The 23475-nt window shown below is 54.7% G+C and carries 20 protein-coding genes and 1 pseudogene; 7 read left to right on the top strand and 14 right to left on the bottom strand.

From position 1 onward, the window contains the following. Window positions 1-8 precede the first annotated feature (8 nt). The 5 genes from ubiM to flgH all read left to right on the top strand — a co-directional run bounded on the left by ubiM (window position 9) and on the right by flgH (window position 4630). Window positions 9-1235 carry a 5-demethoxyubiquinol-8 5-hydroxylase UbiM gene (gene ubiM, locus EMQ_RS13770; protein ID WP_010668454.1) on the top strand — a complete coding sequence of 409 codons (1227 nt, stop codon included), beginning with the start codon at window positions 9-11 and terminating at the stop codon, window positions 1233-1235. Window positions 1236-1327: 92 nt separating this feature from the next. After that, on the top strand, window positions 1328-2068 hold the full coding sequence (gene flgF / locus EMQ_RS13765; RefSeq protein ID WP_010668455.1) for a flagellar basal-body rod protein FlgF: 741 nt from the start codon (window positions 1328-1330) through the stop codon (window positions 2066-2068). A gap of 29 nt (window positions 2069-2097) precedes the next feature. Continuing rightward, the gene (gene flgG, locus EMQ_RS13760; protein ID WP_026200005.1) at window positions 2098-2883 is read left to right on the top strand and encodes a flagellar basal-body rod protein FlgG; all 786 of its coding nucleotides are present in this window, start codon (window positions 2098-2100) and stop codon (window positions 2881-2883) included. Then, the gene (gene flgA / locus EMQ_RS13755; RefSeq protein ID WP_010668457.1) at window positions 2880-3875 is read left to right on the top strand and encodes a flagellar basal body P-ring formation chaperone FlgA; all 996 of its coding nucleotides are present in this window, start codon (window positions 2880-2882) and stop codon (window positions 3873-3875) included. The genes flgG and flgA overlap by 4 nt, the downstream gene beginning before the upstream one ends. A 29-nt stretch (window positions 3876-3904) precedes the next feature. Further along, a complete protein-coding gene (gene flgH, locus EMQ_RS13750) occupies window positions 3905-4630 on the top strand; it encodes a flagellar basal body L-ring protein FlgH (RefSeq protein ID WP_026200006.1) in 726 nt (241 codons plus the stop codon). Window positions 4631-4777: 147 nt separating this feature from the next. Here the strand turns inward: flgH and EMQ_RS17415 are convergent. Further along, window positions 4778-4960: pseudogene (locus EMQ_RS17415) on the bottom strand (IS5/IS1182 family transposase); the annotation flags it as partial. Between the two features lie 731 nt (window positions 4961-5691). Here EMQ_RS17415 and EMQ_RS13740 point away from each other — a divergent pair. Beyond that, window positions 5692-6606, top strand: a complete 915-nt coding sequence (locus EMQ_RS13740; RefSeq protein ID WP_018307836.1) for a glycosyltransferase family 2 protein — start codon at window positions 5692-5694, stop codon at window positions 6604-6606. Window positions 6607-6680: 74 nt separating this feature from the next. Continuing rightward, complete coding sequence (locus EMQ_RS13735; RefSeq protein WP_018307837.1) at window positions 6681-8207, top strand: glycosyltransferase family 61 protein; 1527 nt, start codon at window positions 6681-6683, stop codon at window positions 8205-8207. 678 nt (window positions 8208-8885) lie between these two features. Here the strand turns inward: EMQ_RS13735 and fdhD are convergent. The 13 genes from fdhD to EMQ_RS13670 form a co-directional block, all read right to left on the bottom strand. After that, window positions 8886-9692, bottom strand: a complete 807-nt coding sequence (fdhD, locus tag EMQ_RS13730) for a formate dehydrogenase accessory sulfurtransferase FdhD (RefSeq protein WP_010665952.1) — start codon at window positions 9690-9692, stop codon at window positions 8886-8888. Between the two features lie 39 nt (window positions 9693-9731). Then, the gene (locus tag EMQ_RS13725; RefSeq protein WP_010665953.1) at window positions 9732-10157 is read right to left on the bottom strand and encodes a molybdenum cofactor biosynthesis protein MoaE; all 426 of its coding nucleotides are present in this window, start codon (window positions 10155-10157) and stop codon (window positions 9732-9734) included. Then, a complete protein-coding gene (locus tag EMQ_RS13720; RefSeq protein ID WP_010665954.1) occupies window positions 10154-10396 on the bottom strand; it encodes a MoaD/ThiS family protein in 243 nt (80 codons plus the stop codon). The genes EMQ_RS13725 and EMQ_RS13720 overlap by 4 nt, the downstream gene beginning before the upstream one ends. Beyond that, on the bottom strand, window positions 10384-10992 hold the full coding sequence (locus EMQ_RS13715) for an NTP transferase domain-containing protein (protein WP_010665955.1): 609 nt from the start codon (window positions 10990-10992) through the stop codon (window positions 10384-10386). Before EMQ_RS13715 ends, EMQ_RS13720 begins: the two co-directional genes overlap by 13 nt. Before the next feature lie 93 nt (window positions 10993-11085). Continuing rightward, the gene (moaA, locus tag EMQ_RS13710) at window positions 11086-12159 is read right to left on the bottom strand and encodes a GTP 3',8-cyclase MoaA (RefSeq protein WP_081617490.1); all 1074 of its coding nucleotides are present in this window, start codon (window positions 12157-12159) and stop codon (window positions 11086-11088) included. Window positions 12160-12230: 71 nt separating this feature from the next. Next, window positions 12231-14534 (bottom strand): FdhF/YdeP family oxidoreductase, encoded by a 2304-nt coding sequence (locus EMQ_RS13705; RefSeq protein ID WP_010668466.1) that lies wholly within the window; start codon window positions 14532-14534, stop codon window positions 12231-12233. Window positions 14535-14538: 4 nt separating this feature from the next. Next, complete coding sequence (locus EMQ_RS13700) at window positions 14539-15000, bottom strand: nitrate reductase associated protein (RefSeq protein ID WP_026200007.1); 462 nt, start codon at window positions 14998-15000, stop codon at window positions 14539-14541. A 53-nt stretch (window positions 15001-15053) separates the two neighbouring features. Beyond that, window positions 15054-15203, bottom strand: a complete 150-nt coding sequence (locus EMQ_RS13695; protein ID WP_010668464.1) for a DUF2474 family protein — start codon at window positions 15201-15203, stop codon at window positions 15054-15056. Further along, window positions 15190-16209, bottom strand: a complete 1020-nt coding sequence (cydB, locus tag EMQ_RS13690) for a cytochrome d ubiquinol oxidase subunit II (RefSeq protein WP_010668463.1) — start codon at window positions 16207-16209, stop codon at window positions 15190-15192. The genes EMQ_RS13695 and cydB overlap by 14 nt, the downstream gene beginning before the upstream one ends. A gap of 3 nt (window positions 16210-16212) precedes the next feature. Then, window positions 16213-17646 carry a cytochrome ubiquinol oxidase subunit I gene (locus EMQ_RS13685; RefSeq protein ID WP_018307841.1) on the bottom strand — a complete coding sequence of 478 codons (1434 nt, stop codon included), beginning with the start codon at window positions 17644-17646 and terminating at the stop codon, window positions 16213-16215. A 718-nt stretch (window positions 17647-18364) separates the two neighbouring features. Beyond that, window positions 18365-19732, bottom strand: a complete 1368-nt coding sequence (locus tag EMQ_RS13680) for a sensor histidine kinase (protein ID WP_018307843.1) — start codon at window positions 19730-19732, stop codon at window positions 18365-18367. Further along, the gene (locus EMQ_RS13675) at window positions 19729-20397 is read right to left on the bottom strand and encodes a response regulator transcription factor (protein WP_010668474.1); all 669 of its coding nucleotides are present in this window, start codon (window positions 20395-20397) and stop codon (window positions 19729-19731) included. Before EMQ_RS13675 ends, EMQ_RS13680 begins: the two co-directional genes overlap by 4 nt. Beyond that, window positions 20394-23471, bottom strand: coding sequence for an efflux RND transporter permease subunit (locus tag EMQ_RS13670; RefSeq protein ID WP_026200008.1), 3078 nt, complete (start codon window positions 23469-23471; stop codon window positions 20394-20396). The genes EMQ_RS13675 and EMQ_RS13670 overlap by 4 nt, the downstream gene beginning before the upstream one ends. Window positions 23472-23475: the final 4 nt, after the last annotated feature.

Genomic DNA, 23475 nt, shown 5'->3' with positions numbered 1-23475 from the left:
TGGTCGTCATGAGCACCTTTTCCGATCACGATATGGCCCCGGATCACGACGTCACCATCGTTGGAGGTGGTCCCGTCGGGCTTGCCGCAGCGCTGGCGCTGGATGCCGCGGGCCTTTCGGTGTCCGTTCTGGAACGCGCTCCCGGTGCAGTCTGGGCCGAGCCTTCCTTCGATGGTCGGGAAATTGCTCTGACCTATCATGCGCGGGCGCTGCTCGAACGGCTGGGGGCGTGGCGGCATATCCCGGAAAGTGTGATCTGCCCGTTGAACGAGGCCCGTATCGAGACGGGACGCGGCAATCACCCCCTGATCTTTGAAGCGGATCGGCCCGCCGGAATCAGGGAAGCGCCTCTCGGCTGGCTGGTCTCCAACAACATGATCCGCCGCGCCCTGTATGCCGAAGCTGCCGAGCGGTCGGGGATTACCCTTCTGCCGGACGTCACAGTCGAAACCGTGCGTCAGGATACTGCGACTGCTGTGGTCCACTGTCAGGGCGCACAGCCCCGTCGGATGCGGACACGGCTGGTCATCGCCGCCGATGGACGCTTTTCTCCCACACGGCGTCGGGCCGGAATCGGGGCCGTAATCCACGACTTCGAGCGGATGATGATGGTCTGCCGCATGGCGCATGACCTGCCGCATCATAACGTCGCGCTCCAGTGGTTTGCCGAGGGGCAGACCATCGCGCTTCTGCCGGTGAACGGACATGCTTCTTCGCTGGTCCTGACGCTTCCCCCTGCCGAGATCCAGCGCCTGATGCACATCGAGCAGGATGCATTCAACGCTGAGGTCATGGAGCGGGTCGGCAACCGGTTGGGCGCCATGCGGCTGGTCAGCACACGACACGCCTATCCGCTCAAATGTGTTTATGCCCATCGCTTCGCCGCCCGACGGCTGGCGCTTCTGGGGGATGCCGCTGTCGGGATGCACCCGATCACGGCGCATGGCTTCAATCTGGGCCTGCGCGGCGCGGAAGTTCTGGCGGCCGAAGTGGCAGTGGCTTTTTCCCGTGGTCAGGACATTGGATCAGCGGCGGTGCTGCATCGTTTTGAAAAGAAGCATCGCGCCGCCACGATGCCGCTCTTTGCCGCCACAAACGGAATTGCGACGCTTTATACGCATGACGCCGCGCCGTTCCGTCTGCTCCGCAGCCTCGGCCTTCGGGTTGCGGATGCTCTTCCGCCGTTGAAATCAGCCGTCACCGGCATGCTGATGGATCGCTCCCCCGCCGCCTGACGCGGGATGAAGCGGACAGGCGAATCCTGTCCGGGGAAACTGTTTGTCAATTTTTACACGGCACTGTGTCTCCAGAAGGAGACGTCTGCCGCATGGACAACACGACCTATATCGCGCTGTCACGCATGGACGCAGAGCAACGCGCCATGAGCGTGCTCGCGAACAATATTGCAAACGGTTCAACCGCCGGCTTCAAATCAGGACACGTTCAGTTTGCCGATTATCTTTCCAGGCTGAAGGACGGTCCGCACGCGCCCGGCGAGAACCCGGAAGTCTATGTGCAGGACCGTGCGACCTATCGTGACTTCACGCAGGGTGCTCTCACGCAGACCGGCAACCCGCTCGACATCGCCATCACTGGTGAGGGCTTCTTCTCCGTCATGACCGCGCAGGGCGTGCGTCTGACCCGCAACGGTCGTTTCCAGCGCCTGTCCGACGGAAGCGTTACGGATGCCGCCGGTCACGCCCTGCTGGACCGCACGGGACAGCCCATTGTGCTGCGCCCTCAGGACCGCACCGTCAGCATTGCCTCCGATGGCACCCTGTCCACTGAAAATGGTGTGGCTGCGGAAATCGGCCTCGTCCGGGTGGCCAACAACCATGACCTGCACGGAGAAGGCAGCGAGCTTTTCCGGGCAAGCACACCGACGACGCAAATGGACGTCAAGGAACTCCGGCAGGGCATGCTGGAGGGCAGCAACGTCAACATGATGAGCGAGACGACAAATCTCGTCGAACTGCAACGTGATTTCCAGATTACGGCCAATCTTGTCGAGAGCGAATCAACGCGTCGCCAGAATGCGATCGACAAGCTCACCCAGACCCAATCCTGATCTGACACAGACGAAAGCTTACCGACATGATGCGTTCTCTCGATATTGCCGGAACCGGCATGCAGGCCCAGCAGACGAATGTGGAGGTCATCGCCAACAATATCGCCAACATGACGACGACGGGTTTCAAGCGTCGTCGCCCGGAATTTCAGGATCTGATCTATCAGGACATGCGCCGCGTCGGCACGATGAGTTCCGACAGCGGCACTCTGGTTCCGGCAGGCGCTCAGGTGGGCCTTGGTGTTCGCACGGCGGGTATTTACCGCATCAACGTGCAGGGTACGCTGGAACAGACAAACAACAGTCTGGATCTTGCCATTGAGGGTCCGGGATATTTTCAGATCACCCTGCCCTCCGGTGAATATGCCTATACCCGTGATGGCACATTCTCCCTGTCCGACACCGGACAGATCGTGACGGCGGATGGTTATCCAGTCAGTCCCGGCATTACGGTTCCGAACAATGCTCAGACCATAACGGTTGATCAGACCGGTCAGGTGCAGGTGACCATTTCAGGTCAGACCCAGTCGATGGTTGTCGGTCAGCTCCAGATGGCGACCTTCCAGAATGAAAACGGTCTGGCCGCCATGGGTCAGAACCTGTTCACCGAGACCCAGTCCTCCGGCAACGCCATCACTGGCACGGGACAGAGCGTGGGGTTCGGCGATATCCGTCAGGGCTATGTCGAGGAATCCAACGTCAACGTGGTGACCGAGATCACGGACCTCATCACCGCCCAGCGCGCTTATGAGATGAACAGCAAGGTCATCACAGCGTCCGATGAAATGCTGCAGACCCTGACAGGACTGAAATGAGGCGTATAGCCCTTCATTTTTTTGCCGCATGCCTTGTGGGTGGATGCCTGAACATCGCTCCTGCGGATGCAGCAAGTCTCCGTCGGACAAGCGTGCTGCATCATTCACAGGTAAAACTCTCAGACCTTTTCAATGGGATCGCACCCGATCAGGATTGCGATCTTGGGCCTGCTCCTGCGCCGGGACAAAGCCTTACCATCAGCGCGCCCCAACTACAGGCCATTGCCCAGCAATACGGCATTGACTGGCCGGAAATGTCTGATCTGGCGCAGGCTACGCTCACTCGGGCCAGCCATACGGTGTCGCGCGATGACATCATGCCGCTGATCGTCGATGGATTAAAGACGCGTGGCGTTTCGGACAGTGCCGCCATTGAGCTTACAAACTTTTCGGGACCAACCGTCGCAGCCGAACTGGCGAATAATCCGCAATTATCCAACATTGTTTATGATGCTTCGCATGGCAGGTTTTCGGCCTTTTTTTCCATTACCTCCGATGATGCCACACAGTCGTTCCGTGCGGACGGAACAGTCAGCTCCCGTGTAAAGATTGTGACAGCCCGCACCGATCTGCCCGCAGGACAGATTATCGAACAGCCGGATATTGAAGTCGCCGAGGTCGATTCACGATCAGTGCCGACCCGGGCCATCCTTGATCCGACCGATATCATTGGTCAGTCCACACGACGGGCCGTTCGTGCCCACACCCCTCTTACCTCCGAGATGACATCGCGTATCGATCTTATTGAAAAAGGGTCTCCTATTATTCTCGATGTTTCTTCATCTGGCCTTCATCTTACCGCAGCAGGAGTAGCATTGGACTCCGGTGCTCAGGGCGAACGGATTCATGCGTTGAATCCCACATCGCGGATGGTCGTTGTCGGTCAGGTTATCGACAGGACACGCATCGCGGTAACCCCTGGAACGGCTCCAACTCCTGCCGATTCCAGGGAGATGCGCTCTGCAGGAATCAGGGCGCCGAAAAATATCTAGACATTTCCGGATTGGATCAGATTTTTTTCATGAAACGTTCTTTATTGCTTCTCCCTCTCCTCAGCCTGTCAGCCTGTAATGGTGGCATTGGAAGTCTGAGCGAAATCGGACATCCTCCGGCAATGACGCGGACGCAGGATCCGACACGTGACACGGCCTACAGGCCTGTCACGATGCCCATGCCTCCCCTCCAGCCACCTCCGGCTGAGGTCGCCAGTCTCTGGAGACCAGGGAGCCGAGCGTTTTTCAAGGATCAGCGTGCTGCACAGGTCGGTGATCTTGTGACCGTCATAGTTGACATCACTGACAATGCCACGATGGTTGATAATACAAGCGCAAGTGGTGGCGGTAGCGAAAGCATGGGTATACCGAGCCTTTTCGGATTCCACGGAAAAGCCATTTCACACATCCTGGGTTCCGGCGCTCTTTCAACATCCAGCAACAACAGCAACACCGCCGCCGGACGGATCAGCAGAAACGAAACAGTAACCGTCAGAGTAGCAGGCACGATCACACAGGTCCTTCCCAACGGTAATTTCGTCGTTGTGGGAAGGCAGGAAGTCCGCGTGAACAGCGAACTCCGTGAACTACAGGTAACGGGTGTTGTCCGACCACAGGACATCACGGCAGACAACACAGTTACGCATGACCGCATGGCCGAAGCCCGGATTTCCTATGGTGGGCGTGGACAACTGTCCATTCTGCAAACACCACGGTATGGTCAGCAATTACTGGATTCTGTTGCACCGTTCTGATAGTATATACTTCTGACAGTTTCTGCTTATACGTCTCTTAATCTAATATACATGTTTTATCAGGATTGAATAAATCTCAGCCCCCTCTCGATACAGTAGAATTTCGTTTTTGAATCAAGGAAACTACCTGATTGCCTGTGGAGGATGTTATGCACTTTGCATGAGGAGGTTCACTGCGTTTCCGGGCCTGAAGCCTGCGAAAGCGATCATGTGCATTGCAGCAAGTGGCGAGGCGCAGCGTTCGTAATCCTTGCCCAGCCTTCTGCATCGCGTGGCCCACGCGAAAGACCGTTCCACAATCCAGCAAGAGGGTAGTAACACGAAACCCCGTCTGTCGGCTGCGAAATGGCCTCAGTATGGACCGGTTTCTGTCTGGTCCCCCTGTTTGCCGAAATTATATGCAGAGCCAGAAGATGCCCCAGGGTATCGATCGCCATGCAATACCATAACAGATCACATACCGCAGACCGTTGAACAATTCCTGTACATCATGATGGCGTTGTTCCGCATCTTCTTTCATCAGAAGGGTATGGGACAATCAGGAACCATTCTTCGTCACTGACATCAGATGGATACGGTTTGCGCGCAGCAATCATCCATCCCCACCGCATCTTTCAGACACAAAATACATAATGCATTCCATTACACAAATATTTGAAATATTCACAAGAATAATTTGCATTAGACTGAACAATCATCACAACCAATGTCATCAAGCATACATTATACTATATCTGCCTCTCACTCATCCCAGCCAGGAAAGGCACTCGTAAAAATCTGTTCAGTCATGCCTAAACGCGCCATATCACCAACAGAAAGCCAAACCTCCAGATCTTGTGACTAAAGCTGGGACTATGAACAATAGCATGAAGTCCAACTTCTGATTACGATATTTTATAGTCATGCCACTTCACGGCTACCAAAATCCAACTGAGAACCAAACACTTTTTCTTGTTTCAACTCCGATAGAACCTTGAAAAATCCAGAAAATTTCAGTATAAACAGCTAAGAGAATTTATGAGTTTGTTTACTTTACTCATCAAAAAAAGAAAGCAACAGGTATGGTTCCGAAAGCATGCGAGATAGGTATTGCAATTACAACATACAATAGAAAAGAAATGGTTTGCGCCCTTGTCGAAAGAATAAGGCAAATTACAAAAGAGAATTATTTCCTGGTTGTATGCGATGATGGATCGACGGATGGAACAATTGAAGCGTTAAAACGATTGGGAGTCACAGTTATAGGAGGAAGCAATAAAGGCATTGCCTGGAACAAAAACAGAGGGCTTTTCTTTTTCTCTAATATTTGCAGAGCAGATTCCATTATTTTAATGGATGATGATGTTTTTCCAAATATGTTTGGCTGGGCACAAGAGTGGGCTTACGGCAGCTACCGTGTTGGTCATGTGAATTATGTGCCTCATTTTTATGACAGATCGTCTCCACGACGCCCGATGACCGCCATGAATCTGGGGGTGGGGCACATGATCGGAGGCATGTTGCTAGCGCAGAATGCGAAAGCTTTGGCATCTGTAGGTTATATGGATACCCGATTTGGGCGTTACGGGCATGAACATACAGATTTTTCCCTGCGATTTTTAAGAGCCGGTTTTGGAGGAGTGCGTGTCCTCTGGAATGGAGAAATGCATAATAGATTTTATCTAATGGACAGCGGTATTGAATTGAAGGAAGCAAAAAGCTCTGGCCAGAAGGCCGATCTGGAGCGAAATGCAAATCTTCTGACAGCCTTGGAGAAAGAGCCTATTTACCGTTCTGCATGGAATAACGAAGAGGAAAAGAGGGATTTTTTACAGGAATTTGGAGCTGGATTTTTTGAAATGGAAGCACCTCCACTCGCTGGAACTGTCTTTAATGCCGATAGCTACCTCTCTTTAAATCCCGATATTTCTCATTCTGGATGGGATGGCTTTGCCCATTATATTGAGCATGGGTTACGAGAAAACAGGAAATTTTAAGTAATTTTCTTATGTTTTCGTGATATATTTATTTTGCCATTTTAAAATTTCCAAGTCTACACGAAGGAATATTCATGATTGCCCCATGTGAACGTGAAAATCTATCATATGATCTTATTAGTGAGGACATGGAAGTATTTGAATATAAAACGGCCCTCGCCATCCCCTCCAGTGAAAGATTACTTGAGGATTTTTCTGGTATTTATGATAAATATGGGCGTATCATATCCGCAGGATCTCTATTCAGAGGGCCTGAACTAGATTATGTGATGGGGAAAAAACATTATATTCTTGGAAAATTCAACCCAAGAAGTGCTTTTCCTTCTATCTCAGATATTTATTGGGGAGGTTTTTTTGTAGGCCATTACGGTCATTTTATAATGGATACGCTGCCTCGGTGGTGGAACTACAAAAAATTTAAAAGTATGGGCTATAAAATTGCTTTAAATAGCCATTTAAGCAGAGAAAAAATTCTTTCTCTGGTTTGGTTTCGTGAATTTTTATTTCTTCTTGATATAGACGAAAATGATTTTGTAGTCTTTACATTTCCGGTAATTATTAAAAATCTTATCGTTGCAGAATCTCCCATGATGGATAGGAATTGCGTAAATGACGAACTGGCCAAATTTTATCAATCAATTGGCGATAAGGCGATGCAGCATTCGGATCCAGAATTGCGTTCAATAAAAAATGTATATATTACAAGAGAAAATTTAAAATACGGGGGATTGTACATAAAAAACGAAAAGGAGATATCAGAGAGTTTAAGGAACGATGGGTTTTCTATTGTAAGTCCAGAGAATTTATCTTTGTGCGATCAGCTCTGTCTTTTCAGAAATAAAAACGTAACAGGGTTTGTTGGATCTGCATTTCATAATAGCGCTTTTAGTAAGGGCACTAATGGCCTTGCTTTATCATTTTCAAAAAAAATCAACCGATCATATGCACTTTTTGATGCTGTCAACGAAGCAAAGATTTCTTACTACCATATAGAAGACTATTCGATTGAAGGAAAAGAGCATTTTGGTGGTTCTTTTTCTGTTCTCAATCCCAAAAAATTAGTCTCATTTATTGATAATTGGGTCTGTGGAAAAGTAAAAAATAACTTTCTTTATGAATTTTCTGATTGGGAAAAAGAAAATATTCCTTCACAGGCTATGGATATTGATGGTCCATATAAAATTTATGATCACAGAGGGTTAGAGGCTTATATTCATCCACAAGAAAGTGCGCTCTGGTTTGGTAGCAGTGGAAACGGCACGCCTTTTACTCACCCAGTACATGCATTTATTTCAGGAAATACTATATTCCTGATTGTAGCCCATAAAGACGCGCCTGTGCTACATATTGACGGGATGGACAGCTTATCGCCAGTTTTGATGCTGGATTTCCTTGGTGATAAAAGCCTTTGCGGAATATCTTTTCAGAAAAATGGTGTTGTTACATCGTCTCCGATTAATGAAAACAATAAAGCCATTATAAAAGGAGCTTATTTTGGTGAGTGGGAGAAGTTTAGATTAGAAAAGGACAACAATATAATTTCTTGCGGTCGCTATGACAAAATAATTTCATTAATAAAGAAAAAGCTCACATACCAATAAGAAAATAAATTTTATAAAAAATATCTATATTTTATAAAAATCCGACAAACACAACAGAAATGAATTTTATTTAATTTTCATTATAATTATTTCTATAATAGGACGATATTTTTCTAATAAACCAAGGTCCTGTAGCGGGATTTCTGTGCCGTGAAGGACTCTAAAAAACTGGGTTTTGAGTCGCTTTCTGTGATTCCACTCCTCCGGTTCTGATTGGAGGAATGGAAAGGCGATATGAAGCAGCCCGGTTTCTATGATGTTGAAGAGCACCTGTTTCGCCTAGAGAGCACTGATCGTAATATATCGAGTTCCTTGCTGACCAGCTTGTCGATGATTATTACGTTGGGAAGGACATTCACTTCGATCGCGAAATCATCGCACTGTGTTTACATGGCCTCCAGCAGTAGCAGGACGATATGCACGGCTGTCGGAATGAAGCCGAACTTGATGCTTCATACGATCGCCTGCCACGTAACCGAGACTTCATGGGGTAATGCACTGATGCTCTTCAGGATATCATGCGCCTCTGCAAGGGTGAGCAGCCAGAACCGGAAATGCCGAAGGCATCACAGTCCTTGTTTCGACTCCATTCTCGACGAGGCCATGCAATGCATACCCTGGCATGGCGCACTGACACGCGCTGCTCCTGCACAACAACTCCTGTCTCAACCGATGGTATCATCGCCCCGTCAGACGTTCACCGCCGCAGAAGACGAACTGCCGGTCATGCCGGGCGATTGCAATCAACGTCTGGTTCATCCGCTCGGCCAGCCGAAAAGCACGCTCAGTCGGGGCTGATACTGCGACAACAGTGGTCATGCCCGCGCATATTGTCTTGAGCGCCATTTCATAGGAATAACGGCTGGTGAGTAGACAGATTCCGTCGTCGGAAAGCGTGCCGTTGCGCATACGAACACCGATCAGCTTGTCGAGCGCATTGTGGCGACCGATATCTTCCCGGATCAGAAGAATCTCGCCTTCCCCGTTTGCCCACGCTGCTCCGTGGACCATGCGTGTCGCAGTATTCAGTGTCTGCCAGCGGTCAAGATCCTGCAACGCACGACGGATCGCAGCCGACGAAATCCTGGGATTGAGCACAAAAGGCGACTGACAGCTCGCATCCACTGAGGGCACATCGTCGCTGCCGCAGATCCCACAGCTCGAATGCCCGGTCTGGGCTCGGGGTCTGCGCCGCAACAACGCCGAAAAGCAGTCACCCGAAACCGTGATATCAAGCGTCGGACCATCTTCACTTTCCGTCATCACGACCGATCGTATTTGTTCTGCCTTCTCAATAATGCGTTCCGTCAGACAGTAACCAAATGCGAAATCCGTCAGATGATCCGGCGTCAGCATCATCACGCCGTAGGGAAATATTCCATTGAAGACAAGTTTGACCGGCACCTCATCGGCGATATTCAGGTCGAACTCCTGCTCTGGACAATCGAGGCCCGTCACTTTCGTTGTATGAAATAAGGGAATCATGGCGCGCAACCACCGCCCTTACCGGACAGACCTGCCGTTTCAGCCGACATGATGACAGGCCACCCATTCAATTTGACCATCCACATAATGCTCGCGTTTCCAGATCGGCACGCGACGCTTGATCTCATCAATGACGTAACGGCAGGCCTTGAATGCGGCATCGCGATGGGGTGCGGCAACACCGATCCATACGGCGAGATCACCAACCGGCAGATAACCCGTCCGATGCATCGCGCAGGTCGCCGTGATGTCAAAACGTTCCCTCACCTCGTCGAGAATGGACCGTCCTTCGGAAATAGCCAGAGGTGCAAACGCCTCATACTCGATGGCTGAAACGAGCCTTCCATCGTTCGTCTGTCGCACCCATCCCTCGAAAGTGCAGAAACCGCCAGCCTCTGGCTTCAGAAGCGTTTCCCGTAGCGCGCCGATGTCGACGGTCGTGTCGGCAATCAGAAAGCGGCTCATCCGCCACTGACCGGTGGAATGAACACCACATGGTCCCCTTCTTTCAGACTCTGGGTCCAGGGTCGGAAAGCCGCATTCACGGCAACACGCATCTGCCCGGCAGGAAGCGCAAAGCCATATGCCGCACGAAGTTCCTCATAAAGCGCTGCCGCCGTGGTCTCCGACGTCTCTCTCGTTTCGACGCGACGACCAGCCTGTTCACCCAGTTGTGCGAAATATTCGAGTTCTATCCTTGGCATATCTGCTCCTGCCAGTGGGCAAGCCTGACTTCAGCCTGCTCCCGCTCCTCGGGTGTATTGATATTGTCGAGTGCGCCGGGGGTGCATGGAGGTAAAAGACCTGTAACGCCGCTGAAAAGCGCCTGCCGCGGCCCGACCCTGCCAGACGCTACCTGATGAGATAATATTTCCAGAGCCTCAGGTTCCCAGATGGTACAGAACGGTTCCGGTAACTCGTCATGCTCACTTCGGAACGCAACAGCCGTATATCCCTCCCGACGGGCCTGAATCAGCGCATCGAGCGTTGGCGCGTCCAGAAACGGCAGGTCGCATGCCAGTACTAGCCATGCGACATCAGGATATTCCTCGTAAGCGGCGAGCAAACCTGCGGCAGGTCCGATTTCCTGAGACCTATCGGTGATTCCGGGATAGACGCATCTCACGGCATCGGTTTTCTGGTTTTCCCGCAGGGATACAAAACAGCGGCTGACGCGCGGCGCAAGCAGGCTGAACGCACGGTCAAGTTGCGGTCGCCCCTGATAAGCAAGCGCCGCCTTGTCCTGTCCCATGCGGCGGCTGACACCGCCCGCGAGAACAAGTCCGTAGAGAGGCTTCATAAAACCGCAGTCACAGACATCATCTTGCCGACAAGACGCACCTCGCGGATCACCATGTCATGGATGAAAACCGGCCTTTCTCCATTCATCGCATCACCCTCCGATATAGTGCATTTCAATTTTCTCCCCCGCCTTATCCTCAGGAGAAGCTTCAGCCCGGGACCGTCGTTCCTGACGCTCTTCGCTGTATCGATCGGTGCGACGATGCCAGATGCCCGCCAGCGCCTGTCGGAGCGGCTCATCCTCACCCGCATGATCGGCATCACGCAGGACTGTCCGCAGGTCGGTGCCTTTCGTGGCGAAGAGACAGGTGAATAGCTGCCCATCTGAAGAGAGCCGCGCCCGCGAGCAATTTCCGCAAAACGGCGCACTGACCGAGGAGATGAACCCGATCTCTCCACCACCATCGACATAGCGGTAACGGGCAGCGACTTCGCCACGATAAGCAGGGGACACCGGATCAAGAGGCCAGAGCGCATCGATCCGCGTCATCATCTCGCGCGAGGTTACGACGTCAGCACGGTCCCAGCCGTTGCGATTGCCGACATCCATATATTCTATCAAGCGTACGATCACATCTGTATGCCGGAAGTGTGCAAGAAGTTTCGGGATACCCGCGTCGTTCACGTCACGCTGCACAACCGTGTTGATCTTCACTCCATGAGGAAAACCGATTGCACGCGCTGCCTCGATACCATCCAGCACGGTTTGCAGATCACCGCGTCCGCCGCTCATGCGCGCAAACACAGTCGGATCCAGACTATCGAGACTCACGGTCACACGGTGCAGACCAGCTTTACGAAGTGCAGCAGCCTGACGCGCCAGCAGCATCCCGTTGGTCGTGAGCGCGATATCTTCGATCCCCGGAATCCGCACAAGCCGCGCCACCAGTTCCGGCAGGTTCGGACGAAGCAGTGGTTCTCCTCCGGTCAGCCGCAACTTGGTCACGCCCAGTTCAGCCGCTACCCGTGCCACCCGTTCGATTTCGTCAAAACTCAGCCGTTCATCAGGCGTCAGAAAACTGAAACCTTCATGATAAATCGAATCCGGCATGCAATAGGAGCAGCGAAAATTGCACCGATCCATCACGGAAATGCGTAGATCCCTGAGCGGTCGATTGAGCTGGTCTTTTGTGGGCCTGACGACCGGCAAGAGTTCTGCATTCATGTTCTAAGGTCTTCGCTTTCCATCCGCGACATTACCCCCAGAGGGATAACGCCGCATTGAATGGGACATACTCAGCCAGCGATCCGGATTGGCGCCGCCGAGGCAATACTCGGCACCACTTTGACCGGAATGGCCTTGGCGGCTGGCGTGCCACTGATCTCGTCATAAAAATCAAGCGGCAGAAGCGGATTGAGTTCCGGGTAATACCCCGCGATGGCGCCACGCGGCATGGGATAGTCAAGGATCGTCAGCCCATCGACGTACCGACGGCGTCCGTCCTCGCTATAGGTTTCCAGACCGATGACCGCTCCGTTCTCCAGCCCCCGATCTTCACGATCCTCCTTGTTCATGAAAATGACGAGGCGGTTGTTGTACACACCACGATACCGGTCGCTATTGCTGTAGATCGTGGTGTTGTACTGATCGTGCGAACGGATCGTCGCCAGACGCAGCATGGCCGGATCTTCGATGACGTCGTTGACTTCAAGTCCCGGCATGACAATGAAGTTCGCCTTGCCGTTCGGCGTTTTCCACACGCGTCGGCGCGGTGGAATATCGAGATGAAAACCGTGAGGATCTTTCATTTTCTCCGAAAAACCGGTGTAAATCTCGGGATAGACCTCCGCAATCCTGTCACGGATCAGCGTATAATCCTCGATATAATCTGCCCACGCTGTTTTCGAATGAGGCAGCGTCGCCATTGCCACGCGACAGATGATCTCGGTTTCCGGTCTCACATCCGGGCTGACCGGTTCGAACACACCGCGCGACGGGGTCACGTTCGACATCGCATCCTCGATGGTGACGAACTGCTCTCCCTTGGTTGTCCGGATAATCTCGGAGCGGGACACGACCGGCAGGATCAGTGCGTCCTTGCCGTGAACCAGATGGCCACGATTCAGCTTGGTCGTGACGTTGACCGTCAGGTTCAGCCGTCCCATCGCTTCATAGGAACGCTCGGTATCCGGGATGGCGCGAGCGAAATTCCCACCCATGCCAAAGAAAACCTTTGCCGTGCCTTCTTCCATGGCCGCGACCGCTTCGACGACATGATGACCGTGCTCACGCGGCGGCTCGAACCCGAAGACATCCCGCACGCGATCCAGATAGGCCTGCGTTGGCTTCTCGTCGATGCCGACCGTGCGGTCGCCCTGCACGTTGGAATGCCCCCGGATCGGGGCGATACCTGCACCCTTCTTTCCGAAATTCCCTTTCAGAAGCAGCAGACTCGCCACCTGCTGAACAAGATGAGAACCTTCCTGATGCTGCGTCAGTCCCATCCCGTAGCAGATGATCGTCGCGTTCGATTTGGCGTAAATTCCGGCAATCCGGCGGATCTGTTCTTCAGACACTCCGGATATGCGGGTGATATCCGCCCAGGAGACTGACATCACATCCGCACGCAGAGCCTCCAGTCCCGCTGTGTGCTCCGCGATGAAGTCCTGATCCAGAACCTTCTCACCACGCTCTTCGGCTTCGAACAGCGCGCGCATCATGCCTTTGAAAATGGCCAGATCGCCACCAATACGCACATGCACGAATTCGCTGGAAATCGCGGTTGAACCAAACGTCCCCATCTGCAGGATGTCCTGCGGCTCGGTGAAGCGGATCAGCGCACGTTCGGGCATCGGATTGATCAGCACGATCGGGATGCCGCGTTTGCGCGCCTCCACGAGGTTCGTCATCATGCGTGGGGAATTGGTGCCCGTATTCTGTCCGATAACGAAGATTGCCTCGGCATGCTCGAAATCGGCCATGACAATCGTGCCTTTGCCGATGCCAATGGCTGGCGGCAGTCCCCGCGATGTCGGCTCGTGGCACATGTTCGAGCAGTCGGGGAAATTGTTGGTCCCGAATTCACGCACGAAGATGGAATAGAGAAACGCCGTTTCATTGGCCGTTCTGCCGGATGTGTAGAACTCCGCCTGATGCGGACTGTCGAGCGCCTGAAGATGCTTGCCGATCAACGCGAACGCATCGTCCCAAGCGACCGGAACGTATTTGTCGGTTGCCGCATCATAGCGCATGGGCTCGGTCAGACGCCCTTGCATCTCCAGCCAGTAATCGCTGCGCTCCATCAGTTCCGTGACGGTATGCTGGGCGAAGAACTCCCGCGTGACGCGCGCCTTGGTCACCTCATGCGCCAGCGTCTTGGCACCGTTCTCGCAGAATTCAAGTGTCTTGCGATGATCGGGATCAGGGAAAGCACAGCTCGGGCATTTGAAGCCGCCCGGCTGGTTCATTGCCAGCAGACCGCGTGATCCCTTGACCAGAACACTCTGTTCCATAAGGACCTTGGCTGTCGCGTTCGCGGCTCCCCATCCACCAGCAGGATGATGATAGGGCTTGAATTCAGATTCTTTTTCTTTGCTCATGATATCAACCCTCTCCCTGAAGGATGCCGAACTCTTTCAATGCTGGCACGAAATTTTCATTTTCATGCTTCGATCTTGCGAGCTTGATCAGCGCAAATCGCTCAAGCGGCGATAACGCTGCCCATTGCTGCGGCGTGGGAACTGGCACACCGTCCGCCTCTGCCTGTATCGATACCGCTTCCGGCATCTGATCCGCCTCGCGCCAGTCTTCAAACGTCAGAGGGGGCAGAAAGCGCACAGGCTCATCCGCCCGTGCCGCAATCAGATCCAGAACAAGGGCGCGGTATGCTTCCTGTTCCGCGGGCGTATCGCAGCACATCTCCACCAGCCTGCCCCGTTCCTCACGCGACAGCCGGCTCCACTGACGAAGCGTCATCTTGATGCCGACAATATCGAGCTTTTGCCGCGTAATCATGGGAATACAACGCAGCGAACCGGCGAAGTCGCGCTCGAATTCGAAAATCATGGGGCTTTCAGACATTGTGCCTGTTCTTTCGGCCATCAGGAGAGATGCATTTTTCATTTGGGCACCAGAAGATGAAGTAACGAGGCTGCGATAAAGAATGCGGCGGTACTGACAATCCAGATGGCGATAAGCCACGCCAACCGGATGCTCAGGTGACGGGACGCCCGCGAACCGTCACCCTTTACAATTTCAATGGTAGCCATCGGCTTCAGACACTTTTCCGCGAAACACGCGATAGGAGTAAATTGTGTAGGTCAGGATGATCGGCAGAAGGGTGACGGTCCCGACAAGCTGGAAGAACTGGCTGGAAGGCGGCGACGACACGTCCCACAGGGTCAGTGTTGGCGGCACGGCATAGGGCCATACGGTAATGCCAAGACCGGACAGGCACAGAAAGAACCAGCCAAGAGCGCAAAGGAAAGGCACACGAGAATGCCCTTTTCGCAGACTTGCAGCCAGCAGAAGACCAAACACGATCACGAGTACAGGCACCGGGGCCACGAACAGGATGTTCGGCCATTCCGTCCAGCGGCGGAGATAAGGCGCATGCAGCAGGGGCGTCCAGAAGCTGACAGCGACGATACATGTGAACAGCCCGATCGCCAGTCGGCCTGCCCAGTGGCGGCAAGAGGCTTCCAGAACGCCGGTCGTCCGCCATACCAGCCACGTTGCGCCAAGCAGGGCATAACCGCACATCACCGACAGTCCGCAAAGGATGGTGAATGGTGTCAGCCAGTCGAGTGATCCGCCTGAAAAAGCGCCGTCAGTAACCTTGACGCCCTGGATCACGCCGCCGAGGACCGATCCCTGACAGAACGCGGCAACCGCCGAGCCGATCATGAAACCAAGATCCCAGTGTCGTGCGCGGGGTGTGCCTCTGGTCATTACGCGGAATTCGAAGGCGACACCACGAAAGATCAGGGCAACCAGCATCAGCACGATCGGCAGATAGAAGGCGGGCAGCAGCGTGGCATAAGCGCCGGGGAAAACACCGTAGAGCACGGCGCCCCCCAGAACCATCCATGTCTCGTTACCGTCCCAGACCGGAGCGATCGTGCTGATCATGACATTGCGTCGTGTCTCGTCCCGTTCGAGCATGAACAGCATGCCAATGCCGAGATCGAACCCGTCAAGAATGACATAGATCGAGATCGCAGCGATCAGGATAACGGCCCAGATGATCGGCAGCCAGTGTGCAAAATCCATCATCTTTCAAGCACCTTTCGCAGCAGAAGCATCGACGATGGCGGGATGGGTTCGCGTCGCCAGAATATCGGAGGCATGGGACGGATCGGCGTCGTGTTCGCCTTCCTCGGGTTCACGGCCAAGCATGCGGACAAGAATGCCGAGACCCGAACCAAAAACGACGACGTAGACAACGACGAACACGGTCATCGACACCACCATGCTAGACAGCACGACTGGCGAAACGCTCTGTGAAGTCCGCAGAAGTCCGTAAACAGTCCAGGGCTGGCGACCGACCTCGGTGGTTATCCAGCCACACAGCAGGGCCAGAAAACCGGCGGGAGCCATGCAAAGCGCCACGCGATGAAAGGCCGGGCTGGTAAAGAGCGTGCTGTTCCGCCGGTGCCACAGTGACCAGAACCCGACCAGCATCATGAGAACGCCCAGAGCCACCATGATACGGAACGAGAAGAAGATGACCGGAGACGGCGGCCGCTGGTCACGGGGGAAATCCTTCATCCCCGGCACCTTGCCGTCCAGACTGTGCGTGAGGATCAGCGATCCCAGCAGCGGCACCCCGATGGCGTAATCCGTATGTTCGGTCTTCATGTTTGGGATACCGAACAGTAGCTCCGGCGCACGTCCCTCGCTGTTCCAGTCGCCTTCCATCGCAGCAAGCTTGGCAGGCTGATATTTCAGCGTGTTCAGCCCGTGAGCATCGCCTGCAAAAATCTGGAGTGGCGCGATGATGGCCGCCATCCACATGGCCATTGAGAACATGACACGCACGGGCTCGCTTGAAATCCTGCCCTGCCGCCGCGCTTTCAGGAGGTGCCACGCGCCTGTTGCGCCAACGGCAAAAGCTACAGACAGGAACGCCGCCAGTCCCATATGCACGAGGCGAAACGGAAAGGACGGATTGAAGATGATAGCCAGCCAGTCATCTGGCAGGAACTGTCCGTTCGCAGGGTCGATCCGGTAACCGCGCGGTGTCTGCATCCATGAATTGGACGCCAGAATCCAGGTCATGGAGATCAGCGTACCGACCGAGACGCAGCAGGTCGCGGCGAAATGCAGCCCTCGTCCCACCTTGTTCATGCCGAACAGCATCACACCGAGGAAGCCGGCCTCCATGAAGAAAGCGGTCATGACTTCGTAGGACAGCAGGACGCCGGTAATCGGTCCCGCCTTCTTTGAGAACACCGACCAGTTCGTGCCGAATTCGTAGGCCATGACCAGACCGGACACGACTCCCATGCCGAAGACGACGGAGAAGGCCTTGATCCAGTATCGGTAGAGATCGAGAAAAACCTGCCGACCGGTTGCCAGCCATAATCCCTCGAGAACGGCCAAGTATGCAGCAAGACCAATTGAAAAGGCTGGAAAGATAATATGAACGCCAACAGTAAAGGCGAACTGAAAACGTGCCAGAAGGAACGCTATCTCATGAGCATTCTGCATTCATAACATCCAAGGTCTTTTCGACATCCGGAAAGATGCCTTTTATTTGTAAAGAGTGAACCCGCGTCGACAGTCAGAAGCGGTCATCCAGTAGCCGTCTGATGACGCGTCAAATTGTTGCACTGTTCATTTCGGGATTATTTTAAGGCCATTCCGACTTATCCGTCCAAGACCTTCTCTTTATAATATTATATGTGCAGGTTATATAAAGATCTATATTCTATTAGATATGGTTATAATTCAGGACGTGTCGTCAGTTAACGTGGATGATACGGAGACGCGTTGCGATGCCTCTGAACTGCTTCAGTCTGGCTACGTCATGCAATTCCCGCTCTGGCGGGAGGCGACAACCAACGCCATCCGATCGGCTAGCATGGGGGCCCTGGAGACTGCGGATCTCACCCGAGATGAAGCTATCAGTATCCTTGCGCTGGTTCATACCGGAGAAAATCCGGCTGACAGACAGTCTGATGACCGTCACGAGCTTCTTCAGGCACTTTCTCGACGAATATGCCGATGTTGCACCTGCCCCCCAGAACACAAGGGAGATACAGACGCTCGGTAGAACTGTTCATTGTCCCAAAATTCGAAAGCTGGCGGATGACCGACCTTTCACGGGCGGAAGCCGTCGAATTTCATGGCAGTTTCCGACGTATCCCCTATCAGGCCAACCGGACACTGGATGTTCGCCAAAGATGTTCCACGAAAAAGCGGTGTGTCATACAGGTTCGATCTCTTTAAATCTTGCGCTGGTTTCAGTGTCACCAGAAGGGAAGCGGATGGAAACGGTAATACCTCTTGTCTTTCCCGGAACAGGAGAAGTAATCACGATATCAGCCCGAAGCTGAAGCGATATCTGGCGAACGATCGCAAGTCCGAGCCCGCTTCCTTCCGCATCTGTTGCGCCTCTCACAAAAGGCTTTTCCATATCCTGCAGAATTTCGGATGTGAGGGGATCGCAGTCATTGGAGATCAGAACATCAGAATCCTCTGTGATAACCACCCGTACCGGCTGTAAGGAAGAGCCATGAAGAACGGCATTTTCCAGAAGGTTACGAAACAGGATACCAGCAGCATCCATATCACCTCGAATCATGAGGTGTGGCGTTCCTGAAAGTTCGATGACCTGGCCTTTTTCCCGCTCCAGTTCCTGCGCAAGAAACCGGATGACAGGCACCAGATCAAATCTGTCCTCCGCGAGGGCAATGCCCGACGTTGCGCGCGAAAGCTGAAGCAGTTTTTCCATCATCCGGCCGATTCTGCGGGCCTGATGCATGATGGTTGTCGCACGTTCATCATGTTCCGAGTGCTGTAGCATGCCTTTCAGAATCTGCACCTGCGCCAGAAGCGCTCCGATGGGATTACGGAGTTCATGGGCTGCATTGGCGGCGAACGCACGTTCGGTGGAAAGCGCCATTTTCAGACGCTCCAGCAGAAGGTTGACGGCGGAGTGGATTGCGACAAGCTCTTCGGGCAGATCCAGCGGCGGAATTGGAGCCAGATTGGTTCCCCCTCGGCTTCGGATTTCCTGCTGGAGACTTGTAAGAGGCTGCATGGCGCGACGCACACGCCAGCGGACCAGAAGCCAGATCGCCGGGAAAAAGATCACCATCGGCAGGACTGAAATCAGAATAGCCCGCCTGACGGCTTCAGTTCTGTGAAAAGTCGGCTCGCCCACCAGAATGTAATGATGGCTGGAGACAGAAGGGACGACATACACCCGGAATGACGGAATATTGTAGAATCCCGCATCCAGATGTGGAACGAACGGCGTCTCCGGCGCATTCTGCGACCTGACTTCAAGCTGCCCCTCCGGCGTGGAGATCTGATAGGCCAGAGTCCGCCGGTTCACACCGGGCAGGCGCGCGACATGTCCGCCCGGCACGGCAGATGCCGGACCGTTTTTATCCAGTTCACCCACAACAAATTCCAGGCGTTCGGCCACTTCCTGCAAGGAGTTGTCGAGACGTTCCGTGACTTCATAACGGGTAAAGGCCGCGACAAGGACACTGAGAAGCACCAGGGCACCGAGCACGATGATCAGAGTCCCGGACACAATGCGGGACGCCAGACTCCAGCGCTTCATCGTGACGCCGTTCCTGCGAGGCTGTAGCCCCGTCCGCGGACTGTCACGATCAGACCGGCTTCCGTTTTCTTACGTATCCGGCTGATGAAAACCTCAATGGCGTTGCTTTCCACATCATCACTGAGACCATAGAGAGCATCTTCGATCTGCTCACGGCTGCACAGCGCCCCCGGGCGACGGGCAAGAAGCTCGACAATCGCCCATTCCCGTGCGGAAAGATCGACATCCTGTCCGCTGTGTCTGAGTTGCCGACGGGAAAGATCGATCTCGATATCGCCAATCGTCACGACATTGTCGGGCAGCGCCACATAACGTCGGGCGACAGCCTCGATGCGGGCGACAAGTTCGTCCAGATCATAAGGTTTGACGATATAATCATCCGCCCCGTCCGATAATCCGGCGATCCTGTCGCTGATCTGATCCCTCGCTGTCGTAATCAGGATCGCCAGCGGGGAGCGATCACGACGGATTTCCCGCAGCAGGTCCCGACCATTGCCGTCCGGAAGACCGAGATCCAGCAGCAGAAAATCATAGGACGAGGCTCGCAGCGCCGCACGGGCGTCGGAGAGGGTTCTGAACCAGTCGGCGACATGACCCGCCTGCCGGATACGGTCCCTGACAGCCGAGCCAAGCGCACTTTCATCTTCGATGATCAGGATTTTCATGAGACGTGATTTTTCATGACGCGAGCATAGAGCGACGGCAGCACAAGTAACGTCAGAAGGGTCGAGGAGATCAGTCCGCCGATCACAACCGTGGCCAGCGGTCGCTCGACCTCGGCGCCCGCACTGGTCGAAATCGCCATGGGAATGAAGCCCAGACTGGCTACCAGAGCGGTCGCCATGACCGGACGGAAACGCTCTTCAGCCGCCTCGAACGCTGCACGCGCCGCATCTTTTCCCGCCAGACGCAGGGAACTTATGGCGGTGACGAGCACCACACCGTTCAGAACCGCCACACCAAACAGGGCGATAAACCCGATCCCTGCCGAGACGCTGAACGGCAGGCCGCGAAGCGCGAGCGCCAGAATACCGCCTGTCGCGGCGACGGGCAGATTGATGAAAACAAGTCCGGCCAGTCGAATGGAATTCAAGGCGGCGACAAGCAGCGCGAAAATCAGCGTCAGAGCGATCGGCACGACAACTTCCAGACGCGCCATCGCCGAGTGCAGATTCTGGAACTGCCCGGCCCAGACCATGTGGTAGCCCGCAGGCAGACTGACTTTCGTGCTGACGGCCTTCTGCGCTTCCGTCACAAAGGAACTCAGATCACGCCCGCGCACATTGGCCTGCACGATCAGGCGACGGCGGATATTGTCCCGACCAATGCGGGGGGGACCGTCCTGCACCGTGACCTTCGCCACCTCGGAAAGCAGAACCGCCCCGCGTCCGTCCGCGCGACGTATCCTGAGGCGGGCGATCTGGTCCGGTGTGCCGACCTGGGCCGGATCATAACGAACCTGCGTGCTGATCAGGGCGTCACCGACCGTGACGGGCTTTCCTATGTGACCGCCGACAGCTTCAACCACATTCAGAAGTTCCTGCTGGGAGACGCCAAGACGCGCGGCCTGCCTGCGGTCGATGTCGATATGAATGAAGGAAACGGTCCCCTTTCCCTGTGGCGCAACATCGGCGGCTCCGGGCACGGCCTGCAGAACGGCAGCGACCCGGTCGCCCAGTCGTGCCAGCGTATCGAGATCATCACCATAGATTGAAACGGCGATCTGTGTCCGGACGCCGGACAGGAGATCATCCATCCGCATCTGCACCGGCTGGCTCCATGACTGCGCCACTTCCGGCAGTTCGTCGCTCAGCACCCCGCTCATCGCCGTCACGAGGCCTTCCTGTGTCCGCGCCGTAGTCCACTGGGATGGCGGTTTCAGGAAGATGAAACTGTCCGTCTCGTTGACGCCCATCGGATCAGTGGGAATCGCCGATGTTCCCGTGTTGCTGACAACGGCGGTGACTTCAGGAAACCGGCGCAGGATACGCTCCTGAATACTGACTTCCTTCAGAGCCTGAGGCAGCGATATGCCGGGCAGGCGTGTCGTTGTCACCGTCAGCGCGCCTTCTCCGAGAGAAGGGATGAACTCCCCGCCGAGATGCAGCCCGACCCAGATGGAAAATGCAAAAATGACCGTCGTTGTGCCGAAAAGTATCCGGGGACGATGCTCACACCAGTTCAGGACAGGACCATATCCACGTCGCAGAACGGCCACCAGACGCGTATCGTTGTGACGGCCGACGGATTTCATCACCAGAGCCGCCAGCACCGGCACGCCGACGATGCAGTAAAACAGCGAAGCCAGGAGGGCCATGATCACTGTCTGCGCCATGGGCCGGAACATCTTGCCCTCGATGGCCTGTAGGGTCAGGATCGGCAGATAGACCATGACAATGACAAGAATGCCGAAGCTCACGGGACGAAGCACTTCCGACGCCGATGCAATCGCAAGAGTGGCCAGCGGCGTCTTCTGCCCGCTGGCCTGATCCCGCGCGCGGTGGGTCATGAGGCTTTCCACCACGACAAGGGAACTGTCGACGATCATCCCGAAATCAATGGCTCCGAGACTCAGCAGATTGGCCGAAATTCCGAACCAGCGCATGCCGGTCATGGCGCAGACCAGCGCAAACGGAATGACGGACGCGATGACCAGAGACGCCCGCCAGTCACCGATGACCACGATCAGGACGCTGATCACCAGAAGCGCGCCGACGACAAGGTTTTCCTTGACCGTTCTGATGGTGCTGTCCGTCAGTGTCGACCGGACATAATAAGGTTCAAGCGTCACGCCTTTGGGAAGGGACCGGCGAATATCGGGAAGCGCCGCATTGATGGCGGCCAGCGTGGCGTCCGAACTCGCTCCCATGCGCATCATGATGACGCCGATGACGATCTCGCCCTGACCATCCCGCGTGACCGCCCCAAGCCGTGTTCGCGGTCCCATGGAAATACGTCCGACATCACGTAGAAAGATGGCGGAACCGTTGGCGTTGGTGCGGACCGGAACAGAACCGAAATCCTTGAGCGAACCAATCAGCCCACGCCCGACGACGATCTGCTGTTCCTCTCCATGTTCGATCCAGCCGCCGCCGGATGCGGAGTTGTTGCTGTCCACGGCCCGGAAAACGTCATCGACCGACACGCCGAGTGCCAGAAGGCGGGCCTGATCGAGCGCTACCTGAAAGGTCTGTTCCGCGCCACCGTTGACGTTGACGTCCACGACACCTGGTACCAGCTTCAGCTGGGGCGCGACCGTCCATGTCATCAGGCGGTTCAGATCCATCAGGGAATAACCGTCGCCCTTGATCTGCAACTGCATGATCTCACCAAGCCCGGTCGCCAGCGGTCCGATATTCACGCTGATCCCGGGCACGGATATCGCGTCTCTGGCCTGCTGAAGCCGTTCCTGCACCCGAGCGCGGTCGAGATTGATGTCCGTATCGTCAGCAAACTGGAGATAAACGACGGAGACCCCCGAGCGGGAGACCGACCGGAGATCCGTTATCTCCGGGATACCCGCCATGCTGGCCTCGATCGGAAAGGTGATGAGCCGCTCGACCTCTTCCGTGGCAAGACCCGGCGCAACAACGGACACAAGCACCTGCCGGGGGGAAATGTCCGGCACAGCTTCCACAGGGAGGCCGCGCACGGTGATGCATCCGGCGATGAAAATCAGACCGAGGATCCCGAGCACCAGCCAGCGCCGGACCTGAAGAGCGGAGAGAAATCTACGCATGACG

The sequence above is a fragment of the Acetobacter aceti NBRC 14818 genome, assembly GCF_000193495.2.
GTDB classification, from domain to species: domain Bacteria; phylum Pseudomonadota; class Alphaproteobacteria; order Acetobacterales; family Acetobacteraceae; genus Acetobacter; species Acetobacter aceti.
Note: the sequence above shows the minus strand (reverse complement) of the source record. Positions and strands in the feature narration are given on the sequence as shown.